Genomic DNA, 26,898 nt, shown 5'->3' on the forward strand with positions numbered 1-26,898 from the left:
ATCCATGCCAAGCCGCTGGGCGATGTGCGCTTTGTCTATGCCATTGCGCCGCACCATCCTCTGGCCCAGGCAGCCGAGCCGCTCAGCGACGAGGCCATGCGCGCACACCGCGCCGTGGCGGTGGCCGACACCATCAGCCGCGGCCTTGGCGTAACGTTCGGCCTGCTCGGCGGCCAGGACGTGTTCACGGTGGCCACCATGCAGGACAAGCTGGACGCCCAATTGCGCGGCCTGGGCTGCGGATCCTTGCCTGAATGCATGGCCGGCCCGTTCATTGACACCGGTCGCTTGGTGGTCAAAAAGACCGAGCGTGCGCCCAGATCTGTGCGCGTCAACTACGCTTGGCGCGCCGCCAGCAACGCGCCGGGACGGGCCTTGCAATGGTGGCTCACCCAATTGGAGAGCCCCACCACCCGCACCGCCCTGCTGGAGCGGCACCGGGGCATGTAGGGCGGGGCGTACTGGTAAAGTCGGTCACATTCGTAGAGATAAGCAAATAGTCATCAACTGGAGAAAAATATGAGATCTGCACAGCGCGCACCCCAACACTTTGCTGTCATAGGCGCCGGTATGGCTGGCATCACCTGCGCCCGCACGCTGGTTCAGGCCGGCCACCAGGTCACAGTTTTTGAGAAAAGCCAAAGCACCAGCGGGCGCATGGCCACGCGCAGCAGCGCTTTCGGCTCGTTTGACCACGGCGCCCAATACTTCACCGCACGCGATCCACGGTTCCTGAAAGCACTGGAGAGCACGCCCAATCTGTGCAAGCGCTGGAGCGCCAACAGCGTGCAGGTGCTCGACGAGCTCGGTCATCTGGTAGGACCCGGTTTACCCAGCCACGATGCCCACTGGGTGGCGGTGCCGGGCATGAAGTCATTGGTGAGCGGCTGGGCCGAACCACTGGCGGCAGGCGGCCACATCGAGCTGCAAACCCGCGTCAACCGCATTGAGACTGATGCGGTCAACGCCAAGAAATGGCAACTGCGCACCGAAGGAACCGACGGAGCGCAGCATGTATTTTCCGGCTTCGATGGCGTGTTGATGGCCATACCCAGCGCCCAGGCACACAGCCTGATGCAGACGTCTGAACTGGCCAAGCCCTGGGTCAAGCAACTGGAACAGGTCAAGGTGGCACCCTGCTGGACCCTGATGCTGGCCTTCCCGCAGGCCATGCAGCCCGGCCTGTCAGCTCTGGGGCCGCAGTGGAATGCCGCGCGCAGCACGCACCACCGCATTGCCTGGCTGGCACGCGAATCCAGCAAACCCAAGCGTGAACCGATTGAGCGCTGGACCATCCAGGCCAGCCCCGCCTGGTCGCAGGAACACATCCAAGACGACGCACCGCGCATCGAGGCCAAGCTGCTCAAGGCCTTTTCCGAGGTGACCGGCATCCGCGCCGAGCCGGCCCATGTCGACAGCCAGCGCTGGCTCTATGCCAAGACCGTCAAGCCGCTCGGCAAAAGCCACCTGTGGGATGCCAAAAAAGGCCTGGGCGTCTGTGGCGACTGGTGCCTGGGACACCGCGTGGAAAACGCGTTTGTGTCGGGGCTTGAGCTGGCGCTGGCGGTGGTTTAACGTCTCCCTGTGGGGCGGACTTCAGTCCGCCAGGTCGACTAAAGTCGACCCCACAAAAAATGTATATCGGCCGCTTTGCCCCCTCACCCACCGGGCCGCTACACGCGGGCTCGCTGGTCGCGGCACTGGCCAGTTGGCTTGATGCGCGCGCCCATGGCGGTCAGTGGCTGGTGCGCATCGAAGACGTGGACAGCACGCGCTGCCTGCCCGGCATGGATCAGACCATCCTGCAACAGCTGGCCGCGTTCGGTCTGCACAGCGACCAGCCGCTGCGCTACCAATCCCGGCGCGCGCGGCCCTACCAGCAGGCGCTGGAGCAACTGATTGCCAGCGGCCACGCCTACCCCTGCGGCTGCAGTCGCCGTGACATCGAACTGGCGCTGCAGCACAGCGGCCAGCTCAAAGCGCGCCATGGAGAGCTGGTTTATCCCGGCACCTGCCGCCATGGGCTGCATGGCAAGCCAGCGCGCGCCTGGCGCTTCAGAACAGACACCCAGCCACCGCTGCATTGGCAAGATCGCCGCTTGGGAGATCAATCGCAGGATGTGGCGGCAGAGGTAGGCGACTTCATCCTGAAACGCGCCGACGGCTGTTTTGCCTACCAACTGGCGGTGGTGGTCGACGACGCCGCGCAAGGCATCACCGATGTCGTGCGCGGCGAAGACCTGGCCGACAACACCGCACGTCAGATCCTGCTGCAACGCGCCCTGCATCTGCCTACACCGCGCTACCTGCACACCCCGCTGGTGCTGGGGCCCAACGGCGAAAAACTCAGCAAACAAAATGGCGCCCGGGCGCTGGACACCCAGCATCCGCTGGCTGCTCTGAACCACGCCGCAGCGGTGCTGGGTCTGACCGAGCAGCATGAGCCCGCCGACGCATTGGCCAACTGGGTGGCCCAGTGGCAGTATCTCTACAATCACGCCCCGTGAACGACACCCAAAATACCCCCCCCAAAGCGGCCGAACAGCCTCGCACGCCACGTATCCGCCCGCAGTCGCTTGCCGACGTGGCCTATCCCAAAACCATCAAAAGTTTCGTGCGCCGCGCCGGCCGCACCACCAGCGGCCAGAGCAAGGCGTTTGGCGAACTGGGACCCAGGTTCTTACTGCCTTACCAGCCCATTGCACTCGATTTTGCAAAGGCTTTCGCCCACACGGCAGACGTTGCCCCAGCCAATGACAACAGCAGCCGGCCCACGGTGCTGGAGATCGGTTTTGGCATGGGTGAAGCCACGGCGCACATTGCCGCGTTGCTGCCCGGGACCAACTTTTTGTGCTGCGAGGTGCACGAACCCGGCGTGGGGGCGCTGCTCAAGCGCATTGGCGAGCAGAACCTGTGCAACATCCGCATCTGCGCGCATGACGCGGTCGAGGTCATTGACCACATGCTGCCGCTGCAGAGCTTGGCTGGCGCGCACATTTTTTTTCCCGACCCCTGGCACAAAAAGAAACACAACAAGCGCCGCCTGATCCAGGCGCCCCTGATTGCCAAGCTGGCGGCGCGCCTCAAGGTGGGCGGCTACCTGCACTGCGCCACCGACTGGCAGCCTTACGCCGAACAGATACTGGAAGTCTTGAGCGCCGAGCCGCTGCTGAAAAACACCGCGCCTGAAAAACACCCTGCGTTATTGGGCTACGCCCCCAAACCGCACTACCGGCCGCTGACCAAGTTCGAAAACCGCGGCCTCAAACTGGGTCATGGCGTATGGGACCTGGTGTTTGAACGCGTTTAAACCGCCGACGCGCCAGGGCGTTGGCCCCAGTTGCGTGGGATTGCCCGCCGGACCGTGGCCGACCCTGCTGGACTTTCTGGGCGAACGTTTCCCCAACATCACGCCACAAACCTGGCTGGCGCGCATGGCCCGCGGCGACGTCATCGACGAGCTTGGCCAGCCCGTGTTGCCCGAACACGCCAGCCAGCACCGCTACGCAGCACATCAGCGCCTCTATTACTACCGCGAAGTGCCCGACGAGCCGCACATTCCATTTGAAGAAGTGGTGCTGTTTGAAGACGCGCACCTGCTGGTGGTCGACAAACCGCACTTCTTGCCGGTGGTGCCCTCGGGCGGCTACCTGACCGAGACCGTGCTGGTGCGGCTCAAAAACAGGCTGGGTCTGGACGACCTGGTGCCGATTCATCGCATCGACCGCGACACCGCCGGACTCGTGCTGTTTGCCAAACAGCCCGCCAGTCGCGCCGCCTATTGCGCGCTGTTCAGCCAGCACGCGGTGCGCAAAACCTACGAGGCCATCGCACCGTGGCGAGCCGGCCTGAGCTGGCCGATCACACGCAGCAGCCGCATCCAGGAGACCGGCCACTTCATGCTGCAGCACGAGGTAGCTGGCACGCCCAACGCCATCACGCACATCGACGTGCTCGAGGTATATGGCGAATTGGCGCGCTACCGGCTCCAGCCGGTCACCGGCCAGCGCCACCAGTTGCGGGTCCACATGCTGGGCTTGGGCCTGCCGATTTTGAATGACGGTCTCTACCCCACTCTCACGCCCGAAGGTCAGCTGGATTACGCCCGACCACTGCAACTGCTGGCGAAACGGCTTGCGTTCACCGACCCGGTCAGTGGCGAACCCAGGCAATTCGAGAGCGGACGGTTGTTAAGCCTCGCTGCGCCATAATTACCCAGCTTTTTTCTTCAGCGGAGTTTCAATTTGTTTTCCATCCTACAAGCCGCAGGCTGGCCGATCTGGCCTTTGGTGGCCTGCTCGGTGCTGGCCATGGCGCTCATCATCGAGCGCTTCATCAGCCTGCAAACGCTTAAAGTGGCCCCGCCCAGGCTGCTTGACGAAGTGCTCACCGTCACACGCCTGTCTGTGCCGGGGCCTGATGTGGTTTCCAAGCTGGAAAAAAACTCGGCCCTGGGCGAGGTGCTGGCAGCCGGGCTGCGCGCGCTCAACACCAACCCCTTGTGCAATCAGGACGAGCTGCGTGCCGGCATGGAGGCCAGCGGCCGCCTGGTCGCGCACCGGCTGGAACGTTACCTGAGCGCGCTGGCCACCATTGCCTCGGTAGCGCCGCTGATGGGCCTGTTCGGCACTGTGGTCGGCATGATCGAAATCTTTGGCTCGCAACCCGGCGGGGCCAACATGGGCGGCAACCCGGCGCAACTGGCGCACGGCATCTCGGTGGCGCTGTACAACACCGCGTTCGGGCTGATTGTGGCCATCCCGTCGCTGATTTTCTGGCGCTACTTTCGCGCCCGCGTCGATGAATACCTGCTCACGCTGGAACTTTCCGCCGAGCGACTGGCGCGCCATCTCTACACCTTGCGCAAATAGGCCCCAGCGTGATGAATTTCCGCGTCCGCACCAAGGAAGAGCCCGAGATCAACCTGATCCCGTTCATTGACGTGCTGTTGGTCATCCTGATTTTTTTGATGCTCTCCACCACCTACGCCAAGTTCACCGAGATGCAGCTCAAACTGCCGGTGGCCGATGTCGACGCGCAGCGCGATCACGCCAAAGAAGTGCTGGTCTCGGTCAGTGCGGATGGCCAGTACAGTGTCAACAAGCAGGTGGTGAACGGGCGCAACGTGGCCGATCTGGCCAGCGCCATGAAAGCCGGCGCCAAGGCCGGCCCCGAGTCGGTGCTCATCATCCACGCCGATGCCAGCGCCAGGCACCAGGCTGTGATCAATGTGATGGAAGCCGCGCGCCGGGCCGGACTGACCCAAGTCACCTTTGCCACCGTGTCACCCACCCCGGGCAGCACACGCTGAAGCATGACCCAGGCAGCGCGATTGCCCGGCCGCGGCCTGACCAGTGCCTGGTTGCAACGGGGCTGGCTGGCCCGGCTGCTGTGGCCGCTGTCTGTGCTTTACGGCCTGTTGGTGCGCCTGCGCAAGATACTGTATCGCCTGGGCTGGCTGGCTTCCGAGCGCCTGCCGGTGCCGGTGCTGGTGGTGGGCAATGTGGTGGCTGGCGGTGCTGGCAAAACCCCGGTGGTCATGGCCATCGTCAGGCATTTGCAGGCCAGCGGCATCCAGGTGGGTGTGATCTCAAGGGGCTATGGGCGCCGCAGCCAGGAATGCCTGGAGGTTGTGCCCGACAGCGCGGTGGAAGACGTCGGCGACGAACCTGCGCTCATCAAACGCCGCACCTCGGCACCGGTGTTTGTGGCGGCCCGGCGTGTCGACGCTGCGCGCGCACTGCTGGACAGCTATCCGCACATACATGTCCTGGTCTGTGACGATGGCCTGCAGCACCTGCGCCTGCAACGCGACCTCGAAATCGGCGTGTTTGACGACCGCGGCGTGGGCAATGGTTTCTTGCTGCCCGCCGGACCCCTGCGCGAACCCTGGCCGCGAGCGCTCGACCTGCTGCTGCACACCGGCCGGCAGCCTGCTTTTGCCGGTTTCAGAGCCAGCCGCAGCCTGGCCAGCCATGCCCTGCGCGCCGACGGCAGCCAGGTGGCACTGGCCGACCTGGTGCCGGGCAAACCCTTGCTGGCGCTGGCAGCCATTGCCCAACCCGAAGCCTTCTTCAGCATGTTGCGCGCCCAGGGGCTGCCACTGGCCGACACGGCAGCACTGCCGGATCACCATGATTTCAGCCAATGGGCTGGCAACGCCGACGGCGCCTACACCGTGCTTTGCACCGAAAAGGACGCCGTCAAATTATGGACAAAGGAACCCCATGCGCTGGCTGTGCCGCTCAATTTCGAGCCCGAGCCCGCTTTTTGGGTTGCATTTGACCAGCGGGTCAAAAACCTCCTCGATCTGTAAAGGATTTTGTGGTTTTTTGTTGGGCTGAATAAATTTGTCCCCACAAATACAGCTTGCCCGGCACGCTATCATTGACCTATGGACACACGACTACTTGAACTATTGGTTTGCCCGGTCACCAAGGGCCCCCTCACTTACAAACACGAAACGCAGGAACTGGTGTCGCGCAGCGCCCGGCTGGCCTACCCGGTGCGTGACGGCATCCCGGTCTTGCTCGAAAACGAGGCCAGGGTACTGACCGACGCCGAGCTTGAGGAAGGACGGCAACCTTGAATTTCACCGTCCTGATTCCGGCCCGGCTGGCCTCAACACGCCTGCCGAACAAGCCTCTGGCCGACATTGCCGGTGTGCCCATGGTGGTACGCGTGGCGCAACAGGCCGGGCGCTCCGGGGCACAGCGCGTGGTGGTGGCCGGCGACAGTTTTGAGATTGTGGCCGCCTGCCAGGCCCATGGCATCGAGTCCGTGCTCACCCGCACCGACCACCCATCGGGCAGCGACCGGCTGGCCGAGGCCTGCGATCTGCTGAACCTGCCAGACGACAGCATTGTGGTCAACGTGCAGGGCGACGAGCCGCTGATGGACCCGCAACTGGTCACCGACGTCGCCCACCTGCTGGCCAGGCGCCCGCAGGCTGCCATGAGCACGGCCGCCCACATGCTGACCAGTGTTGCCGATTTTCACAACCCCAATGTGGTCAAGGTGGTGCTCGATGCCCTGCACATGGCGCTGTATTTCAGCCGCGCGCCCATTGCCTACCCGCGCGACACGCCAGAGCAGTTGCCCAGCCCGGCACCCCTGCGTCACATCGGTATTTACGCCTACCGGGTCAGTTTTTTGCGCCTCTTCCCGACTCTGGCACAAGCGCCGCTGGAGCGCACCGAATCGCTTGAGCAGTTGCGCGCCTTGTGGCATGGCCATCGCATAGCGGTGCACATCACCCAGCACGCGCCCGGCCCCGGCGTGGACACGCCCGAAGACCTGGAGCGGGTGCGGCGTTACTTAGGAGCTTGATGAATTCATTCGGCCCCACGACGGATAGGAACCAAAACCTGTAAGGCTTGCAAAAGCTCTCGCGTGCTATTCTCAACCCGTTAAATTGCTTCCATTTTCAATAGGAACCCGAGGACAAATATGAAACTCATTTTGTTGGGCGCACCCGGCGCAGGTAAGGGCACACAAGCCACATTCATTTGTCAAAAATATGGCATTCCGCAGATTTCCACCGGCGACATGCTGCGCGCTGCCGTCAAGGCAGGCACCCCGCTGGGCGTGCAGGCCAAGCAGGTGATGGATGCCGGTGGCCTGGTCAGTGACGACCTGATCATCAACCTGGTGAAAGAGCGCATCGCCCAGCCCGATTGCGCCAACGGTTTTTTGTTCGACGGCTTTCCGCGCACCATTCCCCAGGCGGACGCCATGAAGGCCGCCGGCGTCAAGCTGGACTACGTGCTGGAAATCGACGTGCCGTTTGATGCCATCATTGAGCGCATGAGCGGCCGCCGTTCGCACCCGGCCTCGGGCCGCACCTACCACGTCAGCTTCAACCCGCCCAAGGTGGCCGGACTTGATGACGTGACCGGTGAACCGCTGGTGCAACGCGCCGACGACCAGGAAGAAACCGTCAAAAAACGCCTCGACGTCTACAGCGCACAAACCCGCCCGCTGGTTGACTACTACTCGGCCTGGGCCAAGGCCGACCCCGCCGCCGCACCCAAATACCGCGCCATCAGCGGCACCGGCAGCGTCGAAGAAATCACCGCCCGGGCGTTTGCCGCGCTGGCCGGTTAAGGTACTTGCAGGGTCGACCTCACATCAACGCCAGCATCAAGGCCACCCGTGCCTTGACGGGCGAAAGTCCATCGCTGTCAGCAAACACACTCCCTGCCACCGGCAACACGCGTCCCTCGCCGCAGCGGCTAGCGCGCAGCACCCGTAGCCCCGCAAGCTCGGCACGCTGCAGTGCAGCGGCAAGATCAAAATGCAGCGTGCCATTGCCGGTGCCCGCCACCACCAGTCCCCGCAGTGGCGCCACACCAGGCAAGGGCTGCAGCAGCGCGTCCACCACGGCGGCGCTGCCGCCCGCGTAGTTCATCACTATCTCCACCCGCGGCCAGGTCGTCGCAGCCGCAATTTTTTCAAGCGACATGGCCGCCTGATGGCTTAGCGTCAGCGGCCAGGCTTTCACCAGGCGCAAGATCCCCTCCTCCATAAACCCCAGTGGCCCGGCATCGCCCGAGCCAAAGGCATCGGTGCGGTACACATGCACTTTTTGCACCGCCAGGGCGCCATGCACCACACCGGCACACATCGCCACCACGCCACAGGCGCCAGGCGTGCGTGCCAGCGCCACCGCATCGAGCAAATTCTGTGGGCCATCCGGGCTCAGGGCTGAGGCAGGCCGCATGGCGCAGGTCAGCACCACGGGCTTGTGCAATTGCAGCGCAGCCGGTAACACGGCATGCAGGAAAAACGCGGTTTCTTCGAGCGTGTCGGTGCCGTGCGTGATGACCACACCAGACACATCGTGTTGGGCCAGGTGCTGCTGCACGCGCAGCGCCAGCGCCGTCCAGATGGCAAAACTCATGTCCTTGCTGTCGACTTGCGCCACCTGTTCCGCCACCAGGGCATGGCCTTTGAGCACGCCCGCCATACCGGGCACATCCGCCAGCAAGTCGGCCACGCCTACCTGGGCGGCGCTGTAGCCAATGTTGTCAGCAGCGTGGGCCGCGGTGCCGGCAATGGTGCCGCCAGTACCCAGTACCACAATTTTTTTCAAATTTTTTTCAATACCCACTTGCGGCCTTTCTTAAACTGGTTAAAAATACAGTTACTGGATAAGAAACCAGTGCTTTCGTTACACAGCCACTCCAGGAGCCGTCATGCTAATCAGACCCAAACTGACTGATCGCCAGCAACAAATCCTCGATCTTATCCAGCGCGCCATTGCCAGCACCGGGTCCCCGCCCACGCGCGCAGAAATTGCCACCGAGCTCGGCTTCAAATCCGCCAACGCGGCCGAGGAACATCTCCAGGCGCTGGCCCGCAAGGGCGCGATCGAGCTGGTCAGCGGCACCTCGCGCGGCATCCGCCTGAAAAGCGACACCTTGCAAGCCATCAACGCTTCGCGCAGCAAAACGCTGATGCATTCGGTGGACGATTTTGCGGGCCAACTGGCACTGCCCCTGGTCGGCCGGGTGGCAGCCGGCTCCCCCATTCTGGCGCAAGAGCACATCGACAAAACCTATTACGTCGAAGACAGTCTGTTCCAGCGCAAGCCAGACTACCTGCTCAAGGTGCGCGGCATGTCCATGCGCGATGCCGGCATCATGGACGGCGATCTGTTGGCGGTGCAAAGCACCCGCGAGGCCAAAAATGGCCAGATTGTGGTGGCCCGGCTCGGCGATGAAGTCACCGTGAAACGCTTCATGCGACACAACAACCTCATCGAGCTCCACCCCGAAAACCCCGACTACCAAACCATTGTGGTCGAGCCCGGTGAAGCCTTCGAAATTGAAGGCCTGGCGGTCGGCTTGATCCGCAACACCATGCTGATGTAAAACATTCAACTCCCTGCACCACCCTGTCTTAACTCATCCAGAGCACCCCACCATGAACATTGCGTACCTGACACCCTCCTTGCTGCCCGGTCTGGCGCATTTCAAGGCAAGCAGTCCACGGGCCTGCACCCGGGCCAATTCCAGCGTTAAAAACGGCGCAAATGACGATACGCTGCGGCCGCTGCGTGTCTTGCGTGTGTTTGAGGCGGGACAAAAACCATCACAGGTCGGACGCATGGTGATTTCCGGGCGCATGGCCGACGTCTGTGCCGAACTCGACCGCCTCGCCGCCTTCGAGCGGCCACACTGATGTCCATCATGGACGAATAAATTCAACCCCACAAAAACCAGCCATTTCAGCCTCGTGGCTTCACGTAAAAACGCCACTTAAATAACGTTAACGTCCGTATTTTTAAAGTCATCCTTGCAGAGAGTGCCGCTCGCCAAGGCACAATCCGTGTCATGAACATTGTGATTCTCGACGACTATCAGGACGTGGTGCGCAAGCTGGCCTGCTCGGCCAAGCTGGAAACTTACCAGGCCAAGGTCTTTACCAACACCGTCAAGGGTTTGGGACAACTCTCGGTGCGCCTCAAGGACGCCGACGTCATTGTGCTCAACCGTGAACGCACCCAGCTCACCCGTGCACTGATCGACAAATTGCCCCGGCTCAAGCTGATTTCGCAAACCGGTCGCGTCGGTAGCCACATCGATGTCAACGCCTGCACCGAACGTGGCATTGCCGTGGCCGAAGGCACCGGCTCACCGATTGCACCGGCCGAACTGACCTGGGCACTCATCATGGCCGCAACGCGGCGTCTACCCCAGTACATCGGCAACCTCAAGCACGGCGCCTGGCAGCAATCCGGACTCAAATCCAGCGGCATGCCCCCCAACTTTGGCCTCGGCACAGTGCTCAAGGGGCGCACTTTGGGTATTTGGGGCTTTGGCCGCATTGGCCAATTGGTGGCCGGATACGGCAAGGCATTTGGCATGCGGGTATTGGTGTGGGGTCGCGCTCCGAGCCGGGAGCGCGCCATCCAGTCGGGTTACGAGGCCGCGGCAACCCGTGAAGAGTTTTTTGAACAGTCCGATGTCCTCACCCTGCACCTGCGCCTCAACGAAGAAACCCAGGGCATCGTCCGCCTGGAAGACCTGTCACGCATGAAGCCCACGGCCTTGCTGGTTAATACCTCACGCGCCGAGCTGATCGAGCCCGACGCCCTGATCAGCGCTCTCAACCGCGGTCGCCCGGGTCTGGGCGCCGTGGATGTCTATGAGAGTGAACCCATTTTGCAGGGGCATGCCCTGTTGCGGCTGGAAAACTGCATCTGCACACCGCACATTGGTTATGTGGAGCAGGACAGCTACGAAATGTATTTCAGCGCGGCCTTTGACAATGTGGTCAATTTCATCAGGGGCCGCCCCACCAACATCGTCAATCCAGGTGCCTTACAGGTCCGCCGTTAATGCAAATGCCTGGGTTTGCGGCCACCGCTGTGGCCCATGCCGCCAGAGCCACCTGATCCGCGCGGCGGTTTACCCAATTGCAATGAACTCACCAAGTCATTGAAACGCTGACTGAACAACTGATCAACAGCCGCCACCACGCCGCCCAGTTCGGCACCATCGAAGTGGCGTTCCATCAGGCTGATCACGTCCTGCACCAGCAAATCGCGCTGCACCTGCATGATGGCCGCTGGATCAGGACCCACAAACAGCATGACGAAGTCGTCTCGTGACTCGGCTTCAGAATCTGACTCTTCGTCCTCGTCTTCAAACTCGGTGTCATAAAACGTGACCTCGATCGCTGCGCCGGCCAGGGCAACTTCATTGAGGTTCATGCACATTTCGTCGAGTGCCTGGCGAAAGTCGTCATCACCTTCGACAGTCCAGCACATTTGCAGCAAATGCTCAGCGGCGTCAAACCGAATGCCGGGTTCATCTTCGTAAAAGCTGCCCGCCGCATCAACCAGCGAGCGCTCGCCGGCGTATTTCCAGAGCGGTTTAAGCGCATCCTGGATATTCTCAAAAGTCACATCACCACGCAGGCTCACCTGGCCATGCACGTGGATTTCAAAAGGAGTGTTGTAGCGTGCCATAGGCTTTAAGTGTACGAGACAATATTCAGCCCTTAAAAGCCAGGCAAGACTAAATAAGGAATGAAGCCAGCTGCCAGATGGCTACAACACGACCGCTTTAGCCCATATGCAGCCCGCCGTTGACCGAGAACTCGGCCCCGGTGGCATAGCCGCCTTCATCAGACGCCAGCCAGGCGATGATGGAGGCAATTTCGGAAGGTTCGCCCAGACGTTTGACCGGCACGGTGGCAATGATCTTGTCAAGCACTTCCTGGCGGATGGCCTTGACCATATCAGTGCCAATGTAGCCGGGACTCACGGTGTTGACCGTGACACCCTTGGTAGCCAACTCTTGCGCCAACGCCATGGAGAAACCGTGCATGCCGGCTTTGGCGGCAGAGTAGTTGGTCTGACCCGCCTGACCCTTGACGCCGTTCACGCTGCTGATGTTGATGATACGGCCCCAGCCTTTTTCAACCATGTCGCCAACCACTTGCTTGGTCACATTGAACATGGAGTTGAGGTTGGTTTCGATAACGGCATCCCAGTCTTCGCGCGTCATTTTGACGAACATGCGGTCACGGGTGATGCCGGCGTTGTTGATCAACACGTCGATGCTGCCGTGCTCAGCCTTGGCTTTGGTGAATGCCTCCACCGTGGAATTCCAGTCGCCGACGTTGCCGGCCGAAGCGTAGAACGTGAAGCCCAGTGCGGCCTGCTCGGCCAGCCACTTGCCGTAGTCACGGGTAGGACCGCATCCGGCAATCACCTTGAAACCCTCTTTACTCAGACGCTGGCAGATGGCGGTACCGATGCCACCCATACCACCAGTGACGTATGCTACTTTTTGACTCATGAAACTACTCCTCTTTGCGAATATAAATACTGATTAAAACGAGCAGCTGGGCGAATGTAAAAACACCCAGCAACAAGCTTTTGGATTATGAAGGTTAAATCAGCGCGCCAGGCAGAGGGAAACCCCCATGCCGCCACCAATACACAGCGCAGCCAGGCCCTTTTTGGCATCGCGGCGCTGCATTTCGTGCAGCAGGGTGACCAGAATGCGGCAACCCGATGCGCCAATCGGGTGACCCAGGGCAATGGCGCCGCCGTTGACGTTGACCTTGGCGGTGTCCACAGCGAGTTCCTGGTTGACAGCGCAGGCTTGGGCGGCAAAAGCCTCGTTCAACTCGAACAGGTCAACGTCAGCCATGCTCCAGCCAGCACGGGCCAGCGCCTTGCGCGATGCCGAGACCGGGCCCATGCCCATGATGGCGGGGTCCAGGCCGGTGGTGCCAAAGCTCTTGATGGTGGCCATGGGTTTGAGGCCCAGGGCGGCCGCCTTGCTGGCTTTCATGACCATGACGGCAGCAGCGCCATCGTTGATGCCGGAGGCATTGCCAGCGGTGACGCTGCCGGCCTTGTCAAAGGCCGGGCGCAGACCCGCCAGGCTTTCGGCATTGGTTTTCTTGTTGATGAATTCGTCGGCGTCAAACACCAGCGGGTCGCCCTTTTTCTGGGGGATGAGGACGGGGACGATTTCGTCCTTGAATTTGCCAGCGGCCTGGGCGGCTGCGGCTTTTTGCTGGCTGGCCAGGGCCAGGGTGTCCTGCATTTCACGGGTGACGCCTTGCGCCTTGGCGACGTTTTCAGCAGTGATGCCCATGTGGTATTTGTTGTAGACGTCCCACAGGCCGTCGTTGATCATGGTGTCGACCATTTTCCAGTCGCCCATGCGCTGGCCATCACGGCTGCCCATGAGGACGTGGGGCGAGGCGCTCATGTTTTCCTGGCCACCGGCGATGACGATTTCACTGTCGCCAAAGGCGATGGACTGGGCGGCCAGCATGACGGCTTTCAAGCCGGATCCGCAGACGGCGTTGATGGTGAGGGCGGGCGTTTCTTTGGCAACGCCAGCCTTGAGCATGGCTTGACGGGCCGGGTTCTGGCCTGCACCTGCGGCCAGCACCTGGCCCATGATGACTTCACCGATTTGGTCGGCGCTGACGCCGGTGCGTTCGAGCAGCGCCTTGATGACGATGGCACCCAGATCCGGGGCCGCAACTTTGGCCAATGAACCACCAAATTTGCCAACTGCCGTACGGGCTGCTGCGACGATAACGATGTCTTCCATGATCTCTCCTGATTTCTGGTTAAAAAATTGAAAAATTGAAAAATTGAAAAATTATGCCTTGGCCTTGACGTATCGGCCTGGCGCAGGTTCGATCGCCTTGTATTTGCCTTTGCCATAGGTCTTGGGTGCGGCAATCTCCTTGCCCGCCTGGGCGGCCAGCCAGTTGGACCAGTCGGTCCACCAGCTACCCTTGTGCTCGGTCGCGCCGGTGAGCCATTGGTCCACCGACTTGGGCAGCTTGCCGTCGTCGCGGATCCAGTGGCTGCGCTTGCCCTTGGCCGGCGGGTTGATGACACCGGCAATGTGGCCAGAGGCGCCCATGACAAAGCGTTTTTTGCCCGGCAGGTACTGTGTGGAAGCATAGGCACCGCCGATGGGCACGATGTGGTCTTCGCGCGAACCGTAGATGTAAACCGGCATGTCAAGCTGATTGAGATCGACCTTCTCGCCGCAGACTGTGGCCGCGCCGGGTTTGGTGAGGTTGTTTTCGAGGTAGGTGTTGCGCAGGTACCAGGCGTAGAACGGGCCCGGCAGGTTGGTGGAATCGCTGTTCCAGTAGAGCAGGTCGAACGGTGGCGGCGTTTCGCCCTTGAGGTAGTTGCCCACCACGTAGTTCCAGACCAGGTCATTGGGGCGCAGGAAGCTGAAGGTCATGGCCAGATCCTTGCCCTTCATGAGGCCACCCTTGCCCATTTCCTGCTCGCGGTATTTGACAAAAGCTTCGTCGATGAAGACGTCGAGCACGCCGGTGTCGGCAAAGTCGAGCATCGAGGTCAGAAAGGTGGCGCTGGCCACCGGTTTGTCGCCACGCGCGGCCAGCACCGCCAGGGCGCTGCCCATCATGGTGCCGCCGACGCAAAAGCCCAGCGTGTTGATGGCTTTGGCGCCCGTGATGTCCTGCGTGACCTTGATGGCCTTGATGATGGCTTTTTCGATGTAGTCGTCCCAGCTGGCCTTGGCCAGCGAGGCATCGGGGTTGCGCCAACTCACGACAAAGGTGCGGTGCCCTTGCGCCACGGCGTAGCGGATCAGCGAGTTCTCCGGCTGCAGGTCAAGGATGTAAAACTTGTTGATTGACGGGGGGAACAGCAAAAACGGTTTTTCGTAAACGGTTTCGGTCAACGGTTTGTATTCGATGAGCTGGAACAGTTCATTCTCGAACACCACCGCACCTTCGGTGGTGGCGACGTTTTTGCCGACCTCGAAAAGACTCTCGTCGGTCATCGACACGTGGCCTTGCTGCATGTCATGCAACAGGTTCTGGATACCTTTGGCAATGCTCTGACCCTGGGTCTCGATGGCTTTCTTTTGCGCTTCGGCGTTCAGGGCCATGAAATTGCTGGGGGCCGAGGCAGCGGTGATCTGCTCCACGGCAAAGCGTATGCGGGCACGGGTTTTGGCATCGGTCTCTACCGCTTCCGCCATCTGGCTGAGCGTTTTGGCGTTGAGCAGGTAGGAAGCCGCAGAGAAAGCGGCGGTGGGATTGGCCGCCCAGGCTTCATCGGCAAAGCGACGGTCAGCGAGTTGATGCTTGCCCTGGACGCCGTTGGCCCACAACTCGGCGGCATCTCCCAGAAACTGTTGTTGCAGCGCCTGCAACTTCTCGGCAGAAAATTTGATTTTTGGCGCTTGCGCCGTCGGTGCCAGAAGTTTGGTACTGGCTTCTCCCAGGTCCATATTGTGAAATGACTCAAAGGCCTTGCTCAGACTTTCGGCCATGGATTGCTGTAAATTTTGTGCCGATTGCAGCCAAAGCTCCTGAGCGTTGTCGTTCATGCGTATCCCTATTTGCGGTGGTCAAAAAATAATTTCGATAGTATCTTAGGTCAAGTCCTTCGAAATCCTGACATACCCCGATTTTCATCAATAAATACCATCTTCGCCATGTACATCGTTGCAATTGCCTGGCTCTATGTGGCCATTCTCATGGCTGTGACCGAAGCCACCCATACTGCCGGCACGCTGCTGGGCGGCCTCTTCACCTTTGTTTTGTATGGATTGCTGCCACTGGCATTGGTGCTGTATGTGATGGGAACTCCGGCACGTCGGCGCGCCATCAAGGCGCAGGAAAGCGCTGAATTGCAGGCTGCTCAGGCCGCCTCAGCCGCCCAACCAGATGCTGGCGCAAAAACGACCGGTGATGCGGTCGCGCCGGTAGGAAAAGAAGCGTGAGGCATTGCCCACCGTGCACCAGGGCGCACTGCTGTCATTGCCATAAGTTTGATGGATGCCCAAGGCACGCAGCCGCAAGCGCGCCAGAGCGGCCAGGTCGGCCAGCCATTTGCCCGGCGTCAGGGGTTTAAAGCAGTCGCCCGCCATGGCATCCGTCGCAATGAAAGCGGCACGGACTTCGTCGCCCACTTCAAACGCCTGCGGACCAATGCAAGGCCCGAGCCAGGCGATGATGTCATTGGCCTGCAAGTGCTTGACCGTTGCCTCAAGAATCCCCACCCCGCCCTGCCCGGCCAGACCGCGCCAGCCGGCGTGGGCCGCAGCCACCCGGTGGCCCTGGGTGGTGGTAAATAACACCGGCAGGCAGTCGGCCACCATCACGGTGCAGGCCAGGCCAGGCTGGTCGGTCACGCAGGCGTCCGCGATCGTACCGTCCGGGGTGGAAGCCTCCAGTGTCACCACCTGGGTACCGTGGACCTGATTCAAAAAAACCGGATGCGCGCCGATGGCCTGTTGAAAAATCGCCCGGTTGGCCGCCACATGGGCAGGCGCATCGCCTACATGGTCGCCCAGATTCAGGCCGTCATAAGGCGCAACCGACACCCCGCCCGCGCGCGTGGTGCACACCGCCCGCACCCCCGCAGGCGCCGGCCAGTCAGGTGTCAGCATGTAGAAGGCCCTGCCTTTGTGGGAGGCCAGCCCTCGGGCCGATGGGCTTGGAAATTTCATTCTGCGGAATGGATCTTGTCGTAGGCGGCCAACAACTTGTGGTGCATCTCGCAGCCGTCCAGCGCCAGGCCGGGTGCGTCAAGGCCCATGAAACGGTCTTCCTGCATGATCAGCGCGTGCGCCTGTGCCAGGGGACCCGCACCGTAAAGCAGCGCCATGGTGTAGAGATAAGGTCCACTATCGCCCATGTCGGCCAGATTGATCAGGTTCTGGATGCAGGCGTACACCCGTTTGCGCTGCGGGTTGACCTGGTCGAAGTTGAGGATCCATTCGCAGCCTTCGAGCGTGGCGGCTTCATCGCCCACCGCCAGCGCCAGCAGGGTTTTGAGTTCACCCAGGCGCAGGTCGCTCCAGAACGAACCGGCATCGGCCGCCAGGCCAATCAGGCCCGCCACCGGGCGGTGGTCGGCCAGGTTGGATTCGTTCAAGGTTTCCAGCAGGTCGGTGCATTCTTCGTCATCGAGATCGGAGAGGTTCAACACGGCTTCGCGGAACTGGTTGGCAATGCTGTTGTTCTCGAACTCCAGATCGTCAATCGGATAGATCTCGGACAAGCCGGGCACCAGAATGCGGCAGGCATAGACCCCGAGCTGGGTAAAGTCGGCAATGTAAACCTCATGGCCATCATGCTGCAAACGCTCCAGATTCCAGGCGTAATCTTCGGCCGTGGTACTGCTGAAGTTCCAGTCGACAAACTCGAAGTCAGGCACATCACCAAGAAACTTCCAGTGAATAACGCCGCTGGAGTCGACAAAATGGATCTCGATGTTGGTGGAGCTGGCCGCTTCTTCAAGGTCGAAGCCGGGTGCCGGAAAGCCCGACAGTGCATCCAGCGCGCGGCCCTGCAGCAGTTCGGTGAGGGCGCGTTCCAGCGCCACTTCAAAACGCGGGTGCGCGCCAAAGCTGGCAAAACAACCCTGGTCGAGCGGGTTCAACAGCGTGACATTCATCACCGGATACTGGCCGCCCAGCGATGCGTCCTTGACCAGAATACCAAAACCGGCTTCGCGCAGCGCGGCAATGCCACGCGCAATGCGCGGGTAACGTGCAATCACGGCCTCGGGCACGTCGGGCAAGCACAGGCCCTGGCTGATGATGCGGGCCTTGATGGCGCGCTCGAAAATTTCGGACAGTGCCTGCGTTCGCGCTTCCATCTGGGTGTTGCCCGCCGACATGCCGTTGCTGACATACAGATTGCCAATGAGGTTGACCGGGAAATAGACAGTCTGGCCATCACTCTGGCGCACGTAAGGCAGGGCACAGATGCCGCGCTCGCAGGCGCCCGAGTTGAAATCGACCAGGCTGCTGGCGTCAATGTTGCCCTGCGGGTTGTACAGCGTGTGCAACTCGGGGCTGAGCAGCTCGGCGGGCCACTGCTCGTCTGCCGGCACATCGAACCAGCGCTCTTGCGGAAAATGCACGTGGGTACGCCCGGTCACATCCGGCCCGAGGTAAAAGTGGGTCCAGAAATAATGGGTGGACAGGCGCTCGAAGAACTCGCCCAGGGCGCTGGCCAAGCAGGCCAGGCGGCTGGCGCCTTTGCCGTTGGCGAACAGCAGCGGACAGTCGCGGTCGCGGATATGCACCGACCAGATACCGTCAACCGGGTTGAGCCAGCTGCGCTCTTCAATGTGGAAACCCAAAGCCTGCAGCTTGCCTTGCAGCGTGTTGATCGTGGTTTCGAGGGCGGCATCTTTGCCGGGAATAAAGGTAGCGTGGTTCATATCCCCAGCATACCTCATGGTTCATCAAAGCCGGCGCAACCGCGGGATTGAAAACGCTAGACTCGCAAGTTGCCGAATTAACCCAAACCCAGCGGAGACATTGATGATTCTTGAACTTGCCGACTTCTCGATCCAGCCCGGCCAGAACGCCGCCTTTGAGGAGGCCATTCAACGCGGCCTGCAAACCGTCATTGCACAGGCCAAAGGATTTGAAGGCTTCAAAGTCAATCGCTGCATTGAAAACCCGCAACGCTACATTTTGCAAATATTCTGGACCACGCTGGAAGACCACACGGTAGGATTCCGCGGCTCCCCGGCGTTCGCCGAGTGGCGCACCATTGTGGGGCCGTTTTTTGCCAGCCCACCGGTAGTGGAACATTTCGAGCTGGTCGCCAAGTCGGCCTGAACCCTCTTTAAAAAAACCGCCATGAACACCGTTTTCCCTCCCGCACCCAGCGTGACCATGCCTGTGGTCGGCACCACCGCCCTGTTCCCGGTGCACCGCATCTACTGCGTGGGCCGCAATTACGTCGAGCACGCCCAGGAGATGGGTCACACCGGGCGTGAACCGCCTTTTTTCTTCATGAAGCCGGCCGATGCGGTGCTGGTGGCATTGCCCGGCATCAGCACATCACTGCCCTACCCCGGACTGACCAAAAACCTGCACCATGAAATTGAACTGGTGGTGGCGATTGGCAAGGGCGGCAGAAATATTGCCGTGGCGCAGGCCGAGCAGCATATTTTTGGCTACGCCGTGGGCCTTGACATGACCCGGCGCGACCTGCAAAACGAGATGAAGGCGCAGGGCCGTCCGTGGTGCATCGGCAAGGGTTTTGACCACTCGGCTCCGATTGGCCCCATCACCCCCAAAGATGCGGCGGGCGACATCACGCACGCCGGCATCAGCCTGCAAGTCAACAACGCTGTGCGTCAAAACAGCACGGTGGCACAACTGATCTGGAACATTGCCGAGACCATCGCCCAGCTCTCAGCCGCCTGGGAGCTGCAGCCCGGCGACCTGATCTACACCGGCACCCCGGCCGGCGTGGGCGCAGTGCAGCCGGGCGACACCCTCAAGGGCAGCATCGACGGCCTGACCGATATTGAATTGAAGGTGGTCTGACTTCATGCACCGGGCCCCGATCAAACACTGCAAAAACTGTGGCACCGCCGTGGTCTATCGGCTGCCGGACGACGGCGACACCAAGCACCGTGCGGTGTGTCCGATCTGCCAGACCGTGCACTACGAAAACCCGCTCAACGTGGTCGGCACCATTCCGGTCCTGGGCGACAAGGTGCTGCTGTGCAAGCGCAATATCGAGCCGCGCTGGGGCAAGTGGACGCTGCCTGCGGGCTTCATGGAACTCAACGAAACCGTGAGCGAAGGCGCGGCGCGCGAGACCCTGGAAGAAGCTGGCGCCCAGTTTGAGATGGGTGAGTTTTTTTCGCTGGTGAACATCCCGCGCGTCGGGCAGGTGCACCTGTTTTACCGCGCCCAGTTGCTGAGCGACCAGTTTGATCCCGGCTTTGAGACCCTTGAGGCACGGCTGTTTGCCGAGCATGAAATTCCCTGGGACGAGATCGCCTTCAGGACCGTGGGCGAAACTCTGAAGCGTTTTTTTGCCGACCGTCGCCAGGGCCGCTACACCATTCATGTCTTTGACATCACCTGAACTTCAATTTAAATAGGAGACACGCATGAAAAGTTCCACGATTTCCATCCGCAGCCAGGACGGCCAACAATTTGACGCCTATCTTTCCCTGCCACCGACGGGTCGCGGGCCAGGCCTGGTGATCATTCAGGAGATCTGGGGCGTCAACGAGCACATCAAGGCGGTGGCCGACCAGTACGCCATGGACGGCTATGTGGTGCTGGCACCTGATGTGTTCTGGCGCCAGGAGGCCAACGTCAACCTGAAGTACAACGAGCCCGATACCCAAAAGGCGTTCCAGCTGATGACGAATTTGGACGAAGCCAAGGCCGTGGCCGACCTGGTGAGCACGGCAAAAGCCCTGCGTGCCCGGCCTGAAGTGAGCGGCAAGGTGGGTTCGATTGGCTTTTGCATGGGTGGGCGGCTGAGTTACCAGCTGGCAGCCAGCGGCGCGGTCGATGCGGCCGTGTGCTACTACGGCGGCGGCATTCAGAACCACCTGGACAAGGCAGCCGCCGTGCAGGGACCCATTTTGTTCCACTACGCCGCGCTGGACGGGTACATTCCGGCAACGGCGGTGGCCGATGTCAAAAAGGCATTTGACGGCCGCGCCAACGCGCAATTTCATGTGTATGAAGGCGTTGACCACGGCTTCAACTGCTGGGGCCGCCCGATGTACCAGCAACGCGCTGCCGCGTTGGCACGCGGCCGCACGCTGGCGTGGTTGTCAGAGCAGCTGACCTGAAACCGCAGATAGCAAGCACCATGACAACACTGAATAAAACCGCGCTGTCCATGCTGGACCTGGTCAACCTGCGCGAAGGCGGCACGGTGGCGCAGGCACTGGCCAATTCCTTGCGCACCGCGCAGCATGCCGAGGCGCTGGGCTTTACCCGGTACTGGGTGGCCGAACACCACAACATGGCCAGCATTGCCAGTTCGGCCACGGCCGTGTTGGTGGGCTACCTTGCCGGGGGTACGCAACACATTCGGGTCGGCTCGGGCGGCATCATGCTGCCCAACCATGCGCCGCTGGTGGTGGCCGAAGCCTTTGGCACGCTCGCCGAGTTGTACCCCAACCGCATTGACTTAGGGCTGGGCCGGGCGCCGGGCACAGACCGGGCCACCATGCAGGCCCTGCGCCGCGACCGGGTCGAGACCGAGCATGACTTTCCGCGCGACGTTGCCGAGTTGCAGCATCTGCTGGGGCCGGTGCAGCCGGGTCAGCGCATTGTTGCCATGCCGGGTGCGGGCACCGAGGTGCCGATCTGGCTGCTGGGCTCCAGCTTGTTTTCGGCCCAACTGGCGGCAGAACGCGGCCTGCCCTACGCCTTTGCCTCGCACTTTGCGCCCCGCATGATGCTGGCGGCCATTGACCTGTACCGACGCTTGTTCAAACCGTCCAAGGTGTTGAGCCAGCCGTACGTGGTGATTGGCGTGCCCCTGATCGCTGCCTCAAACGATGACGAGGCGGAATTTCTGGCCAGCAGCACTTACCAGCGCGTACTCGGCATCCTGACCGGTGAGCGCAAGCCCCTGCAGCCGCCAGTCGCCCACTTCATGCAGCAGTTGCATGCCCAGGAGCGCGCTGCCATCGGCGACTTTCTGGGTGCGGCGGTTATCGGTGGGCCGGGCAAGGTGCGCGCCGGGCTGACGGCCCTGGCGCAGCAAACGCAGGCCGATGAATTCATGCTGGTGTGCGATATTTTTGACCCCACGCTGCGCCTGCAATCCCTGGACATTACCGTTCAGGCTTTTTTCAGATAAGGGAATAAAAAAGCCCGCTACTGTTTAAATAGCAGGCTTCATCAGAATTACTTGGGGTGGCTGATGGGGCTCGAACCCACGACAACAGGAATCACAATCCTAATAAATTTGTATTCCGCTGTGTTGAAAAAATGCTGTTTCTATATAAATCAATCACTTAAAGATGTTTTTGGGAGCATACAACTACTAGCGTGTTGATTTAAATTGAGCAAAATGCCATAATTCAGTCTGTAAACAGTCTGTAAAAATGGAAAGGTTCTCAACATGGCACGCCCAAGCAAGACCGCTGCGATTGACTATGCCGCCCCCCACGAGCTAACACACGGACTTTTAGAGCGTGCCGCTTGCCCCGCTGAACTGCCGTTCGTGCTGGTGCGGGATGCCGACAAAAAAGGGTTACGACTCCGGGTTACCAAGGCTGGCGGCAAACACTGGCAGTTTGAAACCCGCATCAAGGGCAAGCTGTTCACCCGTGCGCTGGGTGAGTGGCCTGCCGTTTCAATCGACGCTGCCAAGGTCGAAGCGCACCGCCTGCGGGGGTTGACTGAGGCTGGTACAGACCCGCGCGAGCTTGAGCGCCAGCAACAAACGGAACAGGCCGCCGCCATCGAAGCCGCCGCCGCAAAAGAGGCTCAGCAAGCCCAACAGAAAGCCGCCCAAGCTCTGACCGTGGGCGAAGTGTGGAAAGACTACCTCGAAAAACGCCGCCCGTTTTGGGGTGACCTGCACTACCGCGACCATCTGGATAAAGCAAGTCCCGGAGGCGTACCCTCAAAAAGGCGCGGGGCGAGCGACAAATTGACCAAGCCTGGGCCGCTTGCCGAGCTGATGCCGCTGCCACTGATAGACCTCGATCAAGCAAAGATAGAGGCATGGGCCGCCAATGAGGGTAAGACGCGCCCTAGTTCTGCCCGGCTGGCATGGCGACTGCTGACGGTGTTTCTGACCTGGTGCGCAGAACAACCCGAATATTCTGCCCTGCTCCCGCACAGAAACCCGGCAAAGACAAAGAAGGCACGGGAGGCACTTGGCAAAGCCAACGTCAAATACGACGTGCTTCAAAAAAACCAGCTAAGCGCATGGTTCACCGCTGTGCAGAAAATTCAAAACCCGACAATTTCCGCCTTTTTGCAGGTGCTGCTGCTTACCGGCGCCCGGCTCAATGAGGTGCAGACGATGCGCTGGGAAGACGTCAACACCCAATGGAAAGGGCTGAGCATCAATGACAAGATGGAAGGTACCCGCGAAGTTCCATTAACCCCCTACGTTGAAAAGCTGATCACCGCCCTGCCCCGGCGTAATGCTTATGTTTTTGCAAGCGCCCGCGTGTTGGACATGAGCGAGAAAAACATTGAACGCCGCCAGGCCAAGGCTGCCAAACGCGGCAAACCGGCCCCGGTTGGCGAGGTCCTGGAAACCAGCGAAACCGGTTACATATCTGAGCCCAACACGCCCCACACACGTGCCTGTCGTACTGTCGGCATTGAAGGGCTCACGCTGCATGGTTTGCGCCGTTCGTTCGCCAGCTTGTGCGAGTGGCTGGACATTCCCGGCGGTGTATCTGCACAGATTCAAGGCCATGCACCTCAAGGCGTGCGCGAACAAAACTACATTCGCCGCCCGTTGGACTTGCTACGCGTACACCACGAAAAAATCGAAGCGTGGATTCTCGAACAAGCCGGAATCAAATTTGACCCCAAGGCCAAACCCGGCAAGCTGCACGCAGTGGCCGCATAAATATCGCAAAATAGCTATACTATGAGCAATTGGACGGTGACCCTACACCCGCTGGCAGAACCCGAATTGCTGGCGTTGCCTGCTGACATGCGAGCCCGGTTTTTGCACGTTGCTGAAATGCTGGAGGAATTTGGCCCGCAGCGTGTAGGACTGCCCCACATTCGACCGCTGGAAAGCAAGCTGTGGGAAATGAGGATGCAGGGCCGCGACGGGATAGCCCGCGCTGTGTATGCCGCTGTCAAAGACCGCCGCTTGCTGGTGCTGCATGTGTTTGTGAAAAAGACACAGACCACACCGCGAAGCGCGATTGCAACCGCACTGAAACGTTTGGAAGCCAAGCCATGAAAACATTGAAATCACTCAAGACCGAACTGCTGGCCGACCCTGACACCCGCGCCGAATACGACGCCATGGCCGCTGAATTCAGCATGGCCCGGGAACTGATAGCCGCCCGCAGCCGTGCCGGATTGACGCAGGGCGAAGTTGCCGCCCGCATGGGCACGACCCAGAGCGTTGTTGCTCGTTTGGAATCTGGCAGGCGTGCGCCATCCATGCGAACCGTGGAGCGGTATGCACAGGCCGTTGGTGCCCGTGCCGTGGTGCATCTGGAGGTGGCATGACAGTTTTGCACCAGCTAGGCCCGGCTAAATTACAGGAGTCAAACAGCGGTCTCCCCTGCCCGCCTGCTGCGGTTCCTTTTGAAGGGCACCGGTAAGGAGTGCGCAATGGTACGTGGACAGTCAAAACTTGCGACAAAAGTTTATCCATGGCACGACCTAGCCTGGGATTTGGCATTGGCTGACGGCATTGCCCCTGCCTCAATTGATAGCCGTTTTGAAGAGTACAGCAAAATAAGCACCCATCTCTTGCGGGACATCCTGGAAGGCAAAGTTCCGGTTCGCAAACCCAACGGCAATCCCTTACACGGCGACCCAAAGCTTTTCAAAATACGCGGCCCAGACACCCCACACCTGACCGTGGACGAGGGAAACGCGTGGCTCAAAAAGAACCGATACCTCCAAGTGTGGGCGCCAGACGATTCTAAGAAAACAAAAGAAACTCAGGTTGACAACAAGGCCGAGCTCGCAAGTACAGGGCCAGCAAACAACTGGCGCCATCGAGTTCAAGCTGAGGCATACAAATATTGGCTGACGCTTAGGGCCAGCGGTAGCAATCCTTCTGTCTATTCTATTTGTGACCACATGGCGCAATGGTGTAGAGACAACAATATCAAAGGCGATAAAGGCCAGGACCCGCGCGCCGGTACGATTCGCAACACGGTGCTAAACGCGAAGAGCTGGACTCCGCCACAGCACAGCCCCGAAAAAGCTCAAAAGTACATTGCACAAACTGCACAAATAAAAAATTCAAACTCTGAAGCCTAATGTGCAACTACCTGCAAAGCCTTATTCCACGCGGGTTGTAGCCTATTTTTTCGTGTAGATAAACATCGTTGCATTTATGCCTGTGTGCATTCCAGAATTGATTACCAGACACCGCAATTCCGCGTTGTTGTTTGGAGAAATCAATCATGTCGCAAACACCTGCCGCAAGCAGCACCACGCCACCTAACACTGCCACACACGCCATTCAAGGGCGTTATCAGCCGCTTGAACAAGTCACCAAGCCAAACCTCACAACCGCTGAGCTGGCCTTCTACTCCAACATGGCCGAACAAACATGGAGGGTCAAAGCCTGTTACGACACGGCCCCGGCATTCCTGCGCCCCCTGCGCGTGTTCGGTCGTTTGGCCTGGCCAACCTCTGGTGCCAAAAAACTGTTGGGAGTCGCAGCATGAGCCGTCCGTTCCAACACCCAGCCCTGACGTCCGACATCCGCGCCGCGTTGAACCTCCCCCGTGACGCCGATCCTGCCGCCCGTGCCAAAGCCAATCCCGCCATGCAGTGGGTCACCGACCACCACGCCGAAAAACACATATTTCAGGCGCTCGCGCTCACCACTACACCCAAGCCGATCGCAGACGCATCAGGTCGCCCCAGCATGTGGCTTTGTCCACCACCTGGTGGCATGGGCAATCACGTCGGCATCTTGATCACTGCTGACCCCCAAGGCAACATTCGCTGCGTTGCGTCAAATCTCATCACCCAACCCATCCAGGACAGCAAAGCGACCTTGCCAGACACGACCCCGGATGCCATCAGCGCCCTGCGCTCTAAGGACGACACACAGCGCTTGATTCAACAAGCGGTCAATGCAGCCTGCATGGCCAACATGGACCAAGTCCAAAAGCTCTGTGCGGAGAGTCAGCGCTTCAAAACAACGGCCCTATTTCTTGTCGTGGTAACAGATGGCCCACCGCTCGTGTTCATGACAACGCTGGTCATCCAGGGCCCGCGCCAACCTAACCCCAAACTGATTTTTACCGGAAAGGTACTGCCATGAAAGAGGCCCAAGCCTACGCCGCCCACGGTGTGGCCTTGGTGCCCATCCCCTTGGGAAAAAAGGGGCCGGTGGTGCCTGGCTGGAACGAACCCAGCCAGGCCATCACCGACCCCGCCATTGCCGCCGCCCTCACTGGCAATATCGGCATAGCGCACGCCTACAGCACTCCGCGCTGTGCCGCCCTCGATGTTGACGATCTGGCGTTTGCCATTCCCATGCTGGCGCAACACGGCATCGACTTGCAAGCGCTGCTCGATGCCGATGATTCCGTGGTCATAAGCTCAGGGCGACCCAACCACACCAAGCTGCTGTTTCGCTTGCACGATGACCTACCGTCGTTCGCCAGCAAAGTGTGCAAGCAAGACGGTAAAACCATTTTTGAACTGCGCTGTGCCACTGCCGATGGCAGGACCGTACAGGACGTTTTGCCGCCCTCCATACACCCAGATACAGGTCAGCCTTACCGGTGGGCGGGTAATGGGCACTGGAGCCGTTTACCCTTGTTGCCAATAGCGGTCGTCGACCTTTGGGAATCGATCACACAGCGGAAAGCTCAAAGCACGGATGCTGCAATATCCAGCAGCCTGGGCCCGATGCCCGATTACTTAAGGGCCAGGCTCAAAA

General features: G+C 60.4%; 34 protein-coding genes. 27 read left to right on the top strand and 7 right to left on the bottom strand.

Annotated elements, in window-relative coordinates; genetic code table 11:
• From NDI87_RS06695 to adk, 11 genes are all read left to right on the top strand, one after another.
• A partial coding sequence (locus NDI87_RS06695) for a LysR substrate-binding domain-containing protein (protein WP_296274108.1) occupies positions 1-450 on the top strand: 450 nt, incomplete at its 5' end.
• A gap of 69 nt (positions 451-519) precedes the next feature.
• On the top strand, positions 520-1,575 hold the full coding sequence (locus NDI87_RS06700) for an FAD-dependent oxidoreductase (protein ID WP_296274110.1): 1,056 nt from the start codon (positions 520-522) through the stop codon (positions 1,573-1,575).
• Between the two features lie 59 nt (positions 1,576-1,634).
• Positions 1,635-2,507: a tRNA glutamyl-Q(34) synthetase GluQRS gene (gluQRS, locus tag NDI87_RS06705; RefSeq protein ID WP_296274112.1), complete on the top strand. Its 873-nt coding sequence runs from the start codon at positions 1,635-1,637 to the stop codon at positions 2,505-2,507.
• A 53-nt stretch (positions 2,508-2,560) separates the two neighbouring features.
• Positions 2,561-3,310 (top strand): tRNA (guanosine(46)-N7)-methyltransferase TrmB, encoded by a 750-nt coding sequence (gene trmB, locus NDI87_RS06710; protein ID WP_296274168.1) that lies wholly within the window; start codon positions 2,561-2,563, stop codon positions 3,308-3,310.
• The gene (locus tag NDI87_RS06715) at positions 3,297-4,211 is read left to right on the top strand and encodes a pseudouridine synthase (protein ID WP_296274114.1); all 915 of its coding nucleotides are present in this window, start codon (positions 3,297-3,299) and stop codon (positions 4,209-4,211) included. Before trmB ends, NDI87_RS06715 begins: the two co-directional genes overlap by 14 nt.
• A 33-nt stretch (positions 4,212-4,244) precedes the next feature.
• Entirely contained in the window at positions 4,245-4,871 is a 627-nt protein-coding gene (locus tag NDI87_RS06720) for a MotA/TolQ/ExbB proton channel family protein (RefSeq protein ID WP_296274117.1), read from the top strand.
• Between the two features lie 11 nt (positions 4,872-4,882).
• A complete protein-coding gene (locus NDI87_RS06725; RefSeq protein WP_296274119.1) occupies positions 4,883-5,311 on the top strand; it encodes a biopolymer transporter ExbD in 429 nt (142 codons plus the stop codon).
• A 3-nt stretch (positions 5,312-5,314) separates the two neighbouring features.
• Positions 5,315-6,316 carry a tetraacyldisaccharide 4'-kinase gene (lpxK, locus tag NDI87_RS06730; RefSeq protein WP_296274120.1) on the top strand — a complete coding sequence of 334 codons (1,002 nt, stop codon included), beginning with the start codon at positions 5,315-5,317 and terminating at the stop codon, positions 6,314-6,316.
• Between the two features lie 78 nt (positions 6,317-6,394).
• Positions 6,395-6,589, top strand: a complete 195-nt coding sequence (locus tag NDI87_RS06735) for a Trm112 family protein (RefSeq protein WP_296274121.1) — start codon at positions 6,395-6,397, stop codon at positions 6,587-6,589.
• Positions 6,586-7,329 carry a 3-deoxy-manno-octulosonate cytidylyltransferase gene (gene kdsB / locus NDI87_RS06740; RefSeq protein WP_296274123.1) on the top strand — a complete coding sequence of 248 codons (744 nt, stop codon included), beginning with the start codon at positions 6,586-6,588 and terminating at the stop codon, positions 7,327-7,329. The genes NDI87_RS06735 and kdsB overlap by 4 nt, the downstream gene beginning before the upstream one ends.
• A 120-nt stretch (positions 7,330-7,449) precedes the next feature.
• Positions 7,450-8,106: an adenylate kinase gene (gene adk / locus NDI87_RS06745; RefSeq protein WP_296274125.1), complete on the top strand. Its 657-nt coding sequence runs from the start codon at positions 7,450-7,452 to the stop codon at positions 8,104-8,106.
• Between the two features lie 19 nt (positions 8,107-8,125).
• Here adk and NDI87_RS06750 read toward each other — a convergent pair whose 3' ends face one another.
• The gene (locus tag NDI87_RS06750; protein WP_296274126.1) at positions 8,126-9,094 is read right to left on the bottom strand and encodes an asparaginase; all 969 of its coding nucleotides are present in this window, start codon (positions 9,092-9,094) and stop codon (positions 8,126-8,128) included.
• A gap of 103 nt (positions 9,095-9,197) precedes the next feature.
• On the opposite strand from NDI87_RS06750, the gene lexA reads away from it, so the two are divergent.
• The 3 genes from lexA (at position 9,198) to NDI87_RS06765 (ending at position 11,345) form a co-directional block, all read left to right on the top strand.
• Complete coding sequence (gene lexA / locus NDI87_RS06755; RefSeq protein WP_296274128.1) at positions 9,198-9,875, top strand: transcriptional repressor LexA; 678 nt, start codon at positions 9,198-9,200, stop codon at positions 9,873-9,875.
• Between the two features lie 52 nt (positions 9,876-9,927).
• On the top strand, positions 9,928-10,185 hold the full coding sequence (locus NDI87_RS06760; RefSeq protein WP_296274130.1) for a hypothetical protein: 258 nt from the start codon (positions 9,928-9,930) through the stop codon (positions 10,183-10,185).
• 152 nt (positions 10,186-10,337) lie between these two features.
• Positions 10,338-11,345, top strand: a complete 1,008-nt coding sequence (locus NDI87_RS06765) for a D-2-hydroxyacid dehydrogenase family protein (protein WP_296274131.1) — start codon at positions 10,338-10,340, stop codon at positions 11,343-11,345.
• Here the strand turns inward: NDI87_RS06765 and NDI87_RS06770 are convergent.
• From NDI87_RS06770 to phaC, 4 genes are all read right to left on the bottom strand, one after another.
• A complete protein-coding gene (locus tag NDI87_RS06770; RefSeq protein WP_296274133.1) occupies positions 11,342-11,977 on the bottom strand; it encodes a DUF6806 family protein in 636 nt (211 codons plus the stop codon). The two genes, NDI87_RS06765 and NDI87_RS06770, sit on opposite strands and share 4 nt — an antisense overlap.
• 97 nt (positions 11,978-12,074) lie before the next feature.
• Positions 12,075-12,812 carry an acetoacetyl-CoA reductase gene (phbB, locus tag NDI87_RS06775; RefSeq protein WP_296274134.1) on the bottom strand — a complete coding sequence of 246 codons (738 nt, stop codon included), beginning with the start codon at positions 12,810-12,812 and terminating at the stop codon, positions 12,075-12,077.
• Positions 12,813-12,911: 99 nt separating this feature from the next.
• A complete protein-coding gene (locus NDI87_RS06780) occupies positions 12,912-14,090 on the bottom strand; it encodes an acetyl-CoA C-acetyltransferase (protein ID WP_296274136.1) in 1,179 nt (392 codons plus the stop codon).
• Positions 14,091-14,141: 51 nt separating this feature from the next.
• Positions 14,142-15,866, bottom strand: a complete 1,725-nt coding sequence (phaC, locus tag NDI87_RS06785) for a class I poly(R)-hydroxyalkanoic acid synthase (protein WP_296274137.1) — start codon at positions 15,864-15,866, stop codon at positions 14,142-14,144.
• 108 nt (positions 15,867-15,974) lie between these two features.
• Between phaC and NDI87_RS06790 the strand changes: the two genes are divergently transcribed.
• Positions 15,975-16,262, top strand: coding sequence for a hypothetical protein (locus NDI87_RS06790; protein WP_296274139.1), 288 nt, complete (start codon positions 15,975-15,977; stop codon positions 16,260-16,262).
• Here the strand turns inward: NDI87_RS06790 and pgeF are convergent.
• Complete coding sequence (pgeF, locus tag NDI87_RS06795; RefSeq protein WP_296274141.1) at positions 16,191-16,931, bottom strand: peptidoglycan editing factor PgeF; 741 nt, start codon at positions 16,929-16,931, stop codon at positions 16,191-16,193. The genes NDI87_RS06790 and pgeF overlap by 72 nt on opposite strands.
• 56 nt (positions 16,932-16,987) lie before the next feature.
• Complete coding sequence (gene ycaO, locus NDI87_RS06800; RefSeq protein WP_296274142.1) at positions 16,988-18,715, bottom strand: 30S ribosomal protein S12 methylthiotransferase accessory factor YcaO; 1,728 nt, start codon at positions 18,713-18,715, stop codon at positions 16,988-16,990.
• A 103-nt stretch (positions 18,716-18,818) separates the two neighbouring features.
• Between ycaO and NDI87_RS06805 the strand changes: the two genes are divergently transcribed.
• The 12 genes from NDI87_RS06805 to NDI87_RS06860 form a co-directional block, all read left to right on the top strand.
• A complete protein-coding gene (locus NDI87_RS06805) occupies positions 18,819-19,121 on the top strand; it encodes an antibiotic biosynthesis monooxygenase (protein WP_296274145.1) in 303 nt (100 codons plus the stop codon).
• A 21-nt stretch (positions 19,122-19,142) separates the two neighbouring features.
• Positions 19,143-19,838: a fumarylacetoacetate hydrolase family protein gene (locus NDI87_RS06810; protein ID WP_296274146.1), complete on the top strand. Its 696-nt coding sequence runs from the start codon at positions 19,143-19,145 to the stop codon at positions 19,836-19,838.
• A gap of 4 nt (positions 19,839-19,842) precedes the next feature.
• A complete protein-coding gene (locus NDI87_RS06815; RefSeq protein ID WP_296274149.1) occupies positions 19,843-20,388 on the top strand; it encodes an NUDIX hydrolase in 546 nt (181 codons plus the stop codon).
• Between the two features lie 25 nt (positions 20,389-20,413).
• A complete protein-coding gene (locus tag NDI87_RS06820) occupies positions 20,414-21,112 on the top strand; it encodes a dienelactone hydrolase family protein (RefSeq protein ID WP_296274150.1) in 699 nt (232 codons plus the stop codon).
• A gap of 20 nt (positions 21,113-21,132) precedes the next feature.
• Positions 21,133-22,134 (top strand): LLM class flavin-dependent oxidoreductase, encoded by a 1,002-nt coding sequence (locus tag NDI87_RS06825; RefSeq protein ID WP_296274152.1) that lies wholly within the window; start codon positions 21,133-21,135, stop codon positions 22,132-22,134.
• Positions 22,135-22,398: 264 nt separating this feature from the next.
• The gene (locus NDI87_RS06830; protein ID WP_296274155.1) at positions 22,399-23,871 is read left to right on the top strand and encodes an integrase family protein; all 1,473 of its coding nucleotides are present in this window, start codon (positions 22,399-22,401) and stop codon (positions 23,869-23,871) included.
• A 21-nt stretch (positions 23,872-23,892) separates the two neighbouring features.
• Positions 23,893-24,216, top strand: a complete 324-nt coding sequence (locus tag NDI87_RS06835) for a type II toxin-antitoxin system RelE/ParE family toxin (RefSeq protein WP_296274157.1) — start codon at positions 23,893-23,895, stop codon at positions 24,214-24,216.
• Positions 24,213-24,491, top strand: coding sequence for a helix-turn-helix transcriptional regulator (locus NDI87_RS06840; protein ID WP_296274159.1), 279 nt, complete (start codon positions 24,213-24,215; stop codon positions 24,489-24,491). Before NDI87_RS06835 ends, NDI87_RS06840 begins: the two co-directional genes overlap by 4 nt.
• 105 nt (positions 24,492-24,596) lie before the next feature.
• A complete protein-coding gene (locus NDI87_RS06845; protein WP_296274161.1) occupies positions 24,597-25,256 on the top strand; it encodes a hypothetical protein in 660 nt (219 codons plus the stop codon).
• 146 nt (positions 25,257-25,402) lie between these two features.
• Positions 25,403-25,669: a hypothetical protein gene (locus tag NDI87_RS06850; protein ID WP_296274162.1), complete on the top strand. Its 267-nt coding sequence runs from the start codon at positions 25,403-25,405 to the stop codon at positions 25,667-25,669.
• Positions 25,666-26,274 carry a hypothetical protein gene (locus NDI87_RS06855; RefSeq protein WP_296274164.1) on the top strand — a complete coding sequence of 203 codons (609 nt, stop codon included), beginning with the start codon at positions 25,666-25,668 and terminating at the stop codon, positions 26,272-26,274. Before NDI87_RS06850 ends, NDI87_RS06855 begins: the two co-directional genes overlap by 4 nt.
• The coding region (locus NDI87_RS06860) for a bifunctional DNA primase/polymerase (RefSeq protein WP_296274166.1) at positions 26,271-26,898 on the top strand (628 nt) is incomplete at its 3' end. The genes NDI87_RS06855 and NDI87_RS06860, both read left to right, overlap by 4 nt.

The organism is Rhodoferax sp. (genome assembly GCF_023701345.1).
Lineage (GTDB): Bacteria > Pseudomonadota > Gammaproteobacteria > Burkholderiales > Burkholderiaceae_C > Rhodoferax.

What these genes read in the sequence shown, in the direction of transcription:
- NDI87_RS06700 (WP_296274110.1), top strand. Translation starts at nt 520, where the DNA reads ATGAGATCTGCACAGCGCGCACCCCAACACTTTGCTGTCATAGGCGCC.
- gluQRS (WP_296274112.1), top strand. Translation starts at nt 1,635, where the DNA reads ATGTATATCGGCCGCTTTGCCCCCTCACCCACCGGGCCGCTACACGCG.
- NDI87_RS06725 (WP_296274119.1), top strand. Translation starts at nt 4,883, where the DNA reads ATGAATTTCCGCGTCCGCACCAAGGAAGAGCCCGAGATCAACCTGATC.
- lpxK (WP_296274120.1), top strand. Translation starts at nt 5,315, where the DNA reads ATGACCCAGGCAGCGCGATTGCCCGGCCGCGGCCTGACCAGTGCCTGG.
- NDI87_RS06735 (WP_296274121.1), top strand. Translation starts at nt 6,395, where the DNA reads ATGGACACACGACTACTTGAACTATTGGTTTGCCCGGTCACCAAGGGC.
- adk (WP_296274125.1), top strand. Translation starts at nt 7,450, where the DNA reads ATGAAACTCATTTTGTTGGGCGCACCCGGCGCAGGTAAGGGCACACAA.
- lexA (WP_296274128.1), top strand. Translation starts at nt 9,198, where the DNA reads ATGCTAATCAGACCCAAACTGACTGATCGCCAGCAACAAATCCTCGAT.
- NDI87_RS06760 (WP_296274130.1), top strand. Translation starts at nt 9,928, where the DNA reads ATGAACATTGCGTACCTGACACCCTCCTTGCTGCCCGGTCTGGCGCAT.
- NDI87_RS06765 (WP_296274131.1), top strand. Translation starts at nt 10,338, where the DNA reads ATGAACATTGTGATTCTCGACGACTATCAGGACGTGGTGCGCAAGCTG.
- NDI87_RS06770 (WP_296274133.1), bottom strand. Translation starts at nt 11,977, where the DNA reads ATGGCACGCTACAACACTCCTTTTGAAATCCACGTGCATGGCCAGGTG.
- phbB (WP_296274134.1), bottom strand. Translation starts at nt 12,812, where the DNA reads ATGAGTCAAAAAGTAGCATACGTCACTGGTGGTATGGGTGGCATCGGT.
- NDI87_RS06780 (WP_296274136.1), bottom strand. Translation starts at nt 14,090, where the DNA reads ATGGAAGACATCGTTATCGTCGCAGCAGCCCGTACGGCAGTTGGCAAA.
- phaC (WP_296274137.1), bottom strand. Translation starts at nt 15,866, where the DNA reads ATGAACGACAACGCTCAGGAGCTTTGGCTGCAATCGGCACAAAATTTA.
- NDI87_RS06790 (WP_296274139.1), top strand. Translation starts at nt 15,975, where the DNA reads ATGTACATCGTTGCAATTGCCTGGCTCTATGTGGCCATTCTCATGGCT.
- pgeF (WP_296274141.1), bottom strand. Translation starts at nt 16,931, where the DNA reads ATGCTGACACCTGACTGGCCGGCGCCTGCGGGGGTGCGGGCGGTGTGC.
- ycaO (WP_296274142.1), bottom strand. Translation starts at nt 18,715, where the DNA reads ATGAACCACGCTACCTTTATTCCCGGCAAAGATGCCGCCCTCGAAACC.
- NDI87_RS06805 (WP_296274145.1), top strand. Translation starts at nt 18,819, where the DNA reads ATGATTCTTGAACTTGCCGACTTCTCGATCCAGCCCGGCCAGAACGCC.
- NDI87_RS06810 (WP_296274146.1), top strand. Translation starts at nt 19,143, where the DNA reads ATGAACACCGTTTTCCCTCCCGCACCCAGCGTGACCATGCCTGTGGTC.
- NDI87_RS06815 (WP_296274149.1), top strand. Translation starts at nt 19,843, where the DNA reads ATGCACCGGGCCCCGATCAAACACTGCAAAAACTGTGGCACCGCCGTG.
- NDI87_RS06820 (WP_296274150.1), top strand. Translation starts at nt 20,414, where the DNA reads ATGAAAAGTTCCACGATTTCCATCCGCAGCCAGGACGGCCAACAATTT.
- NDI87_RS06825 (WP_296274152.1), top strand. Translation starts at nt 21,133, where the DNA reads ATGACAACACTGAATAAAACCGCGCTGTCCATGCTGGACCTGGTCAAC.
- NDI87_RS06830 (WP_296274155.1), top strand. Translation starts at nt 22,399, where the DNA reads ATGGCACGCCCAAGCAAGACCGCTGCGATTGACTATGCCGCCCCCCAC.
- NDI87_RS06835 (WP_296274157.1), top strand. Translation starts at nt 23,893, where the DNA reads ATGAGCAATTGGACGGTGACCCTACACCCGCTGGCAGAACCCGAATTG.
- NDI87_RS06840 (WP_296274159.1), top strand. Translation starts at nt 24,213, where the DNA reads ATGAAAACATTGAAATCACTCAAGACCGAACTGCTGGCCGACCCTGAC.
- NDI87_RS06845 (WP_296274161.1), top strand. Translation starts at nt 24,597, where the DNA reads ATGGTACGTGGACAGTCAAAACTTGCGACAAAAGTTTATCCATGGCAC.
- NDI87_RS06850 (WP_296274162.1), top strand. Translation starts at nt 25,403, where the DNA reads ATGTCGCAAACACCTGCCGCAAGCAGCACCACGCCACCTAACACTGCC.
- NDI87_RS06855 (WP_296274164.1), top strand. Translation starts at nt 25,666, where the DNA reads ATGAGCCGTCCGTTCCAACACCCAGCCCTGACGTCCGACATCCGCGCC.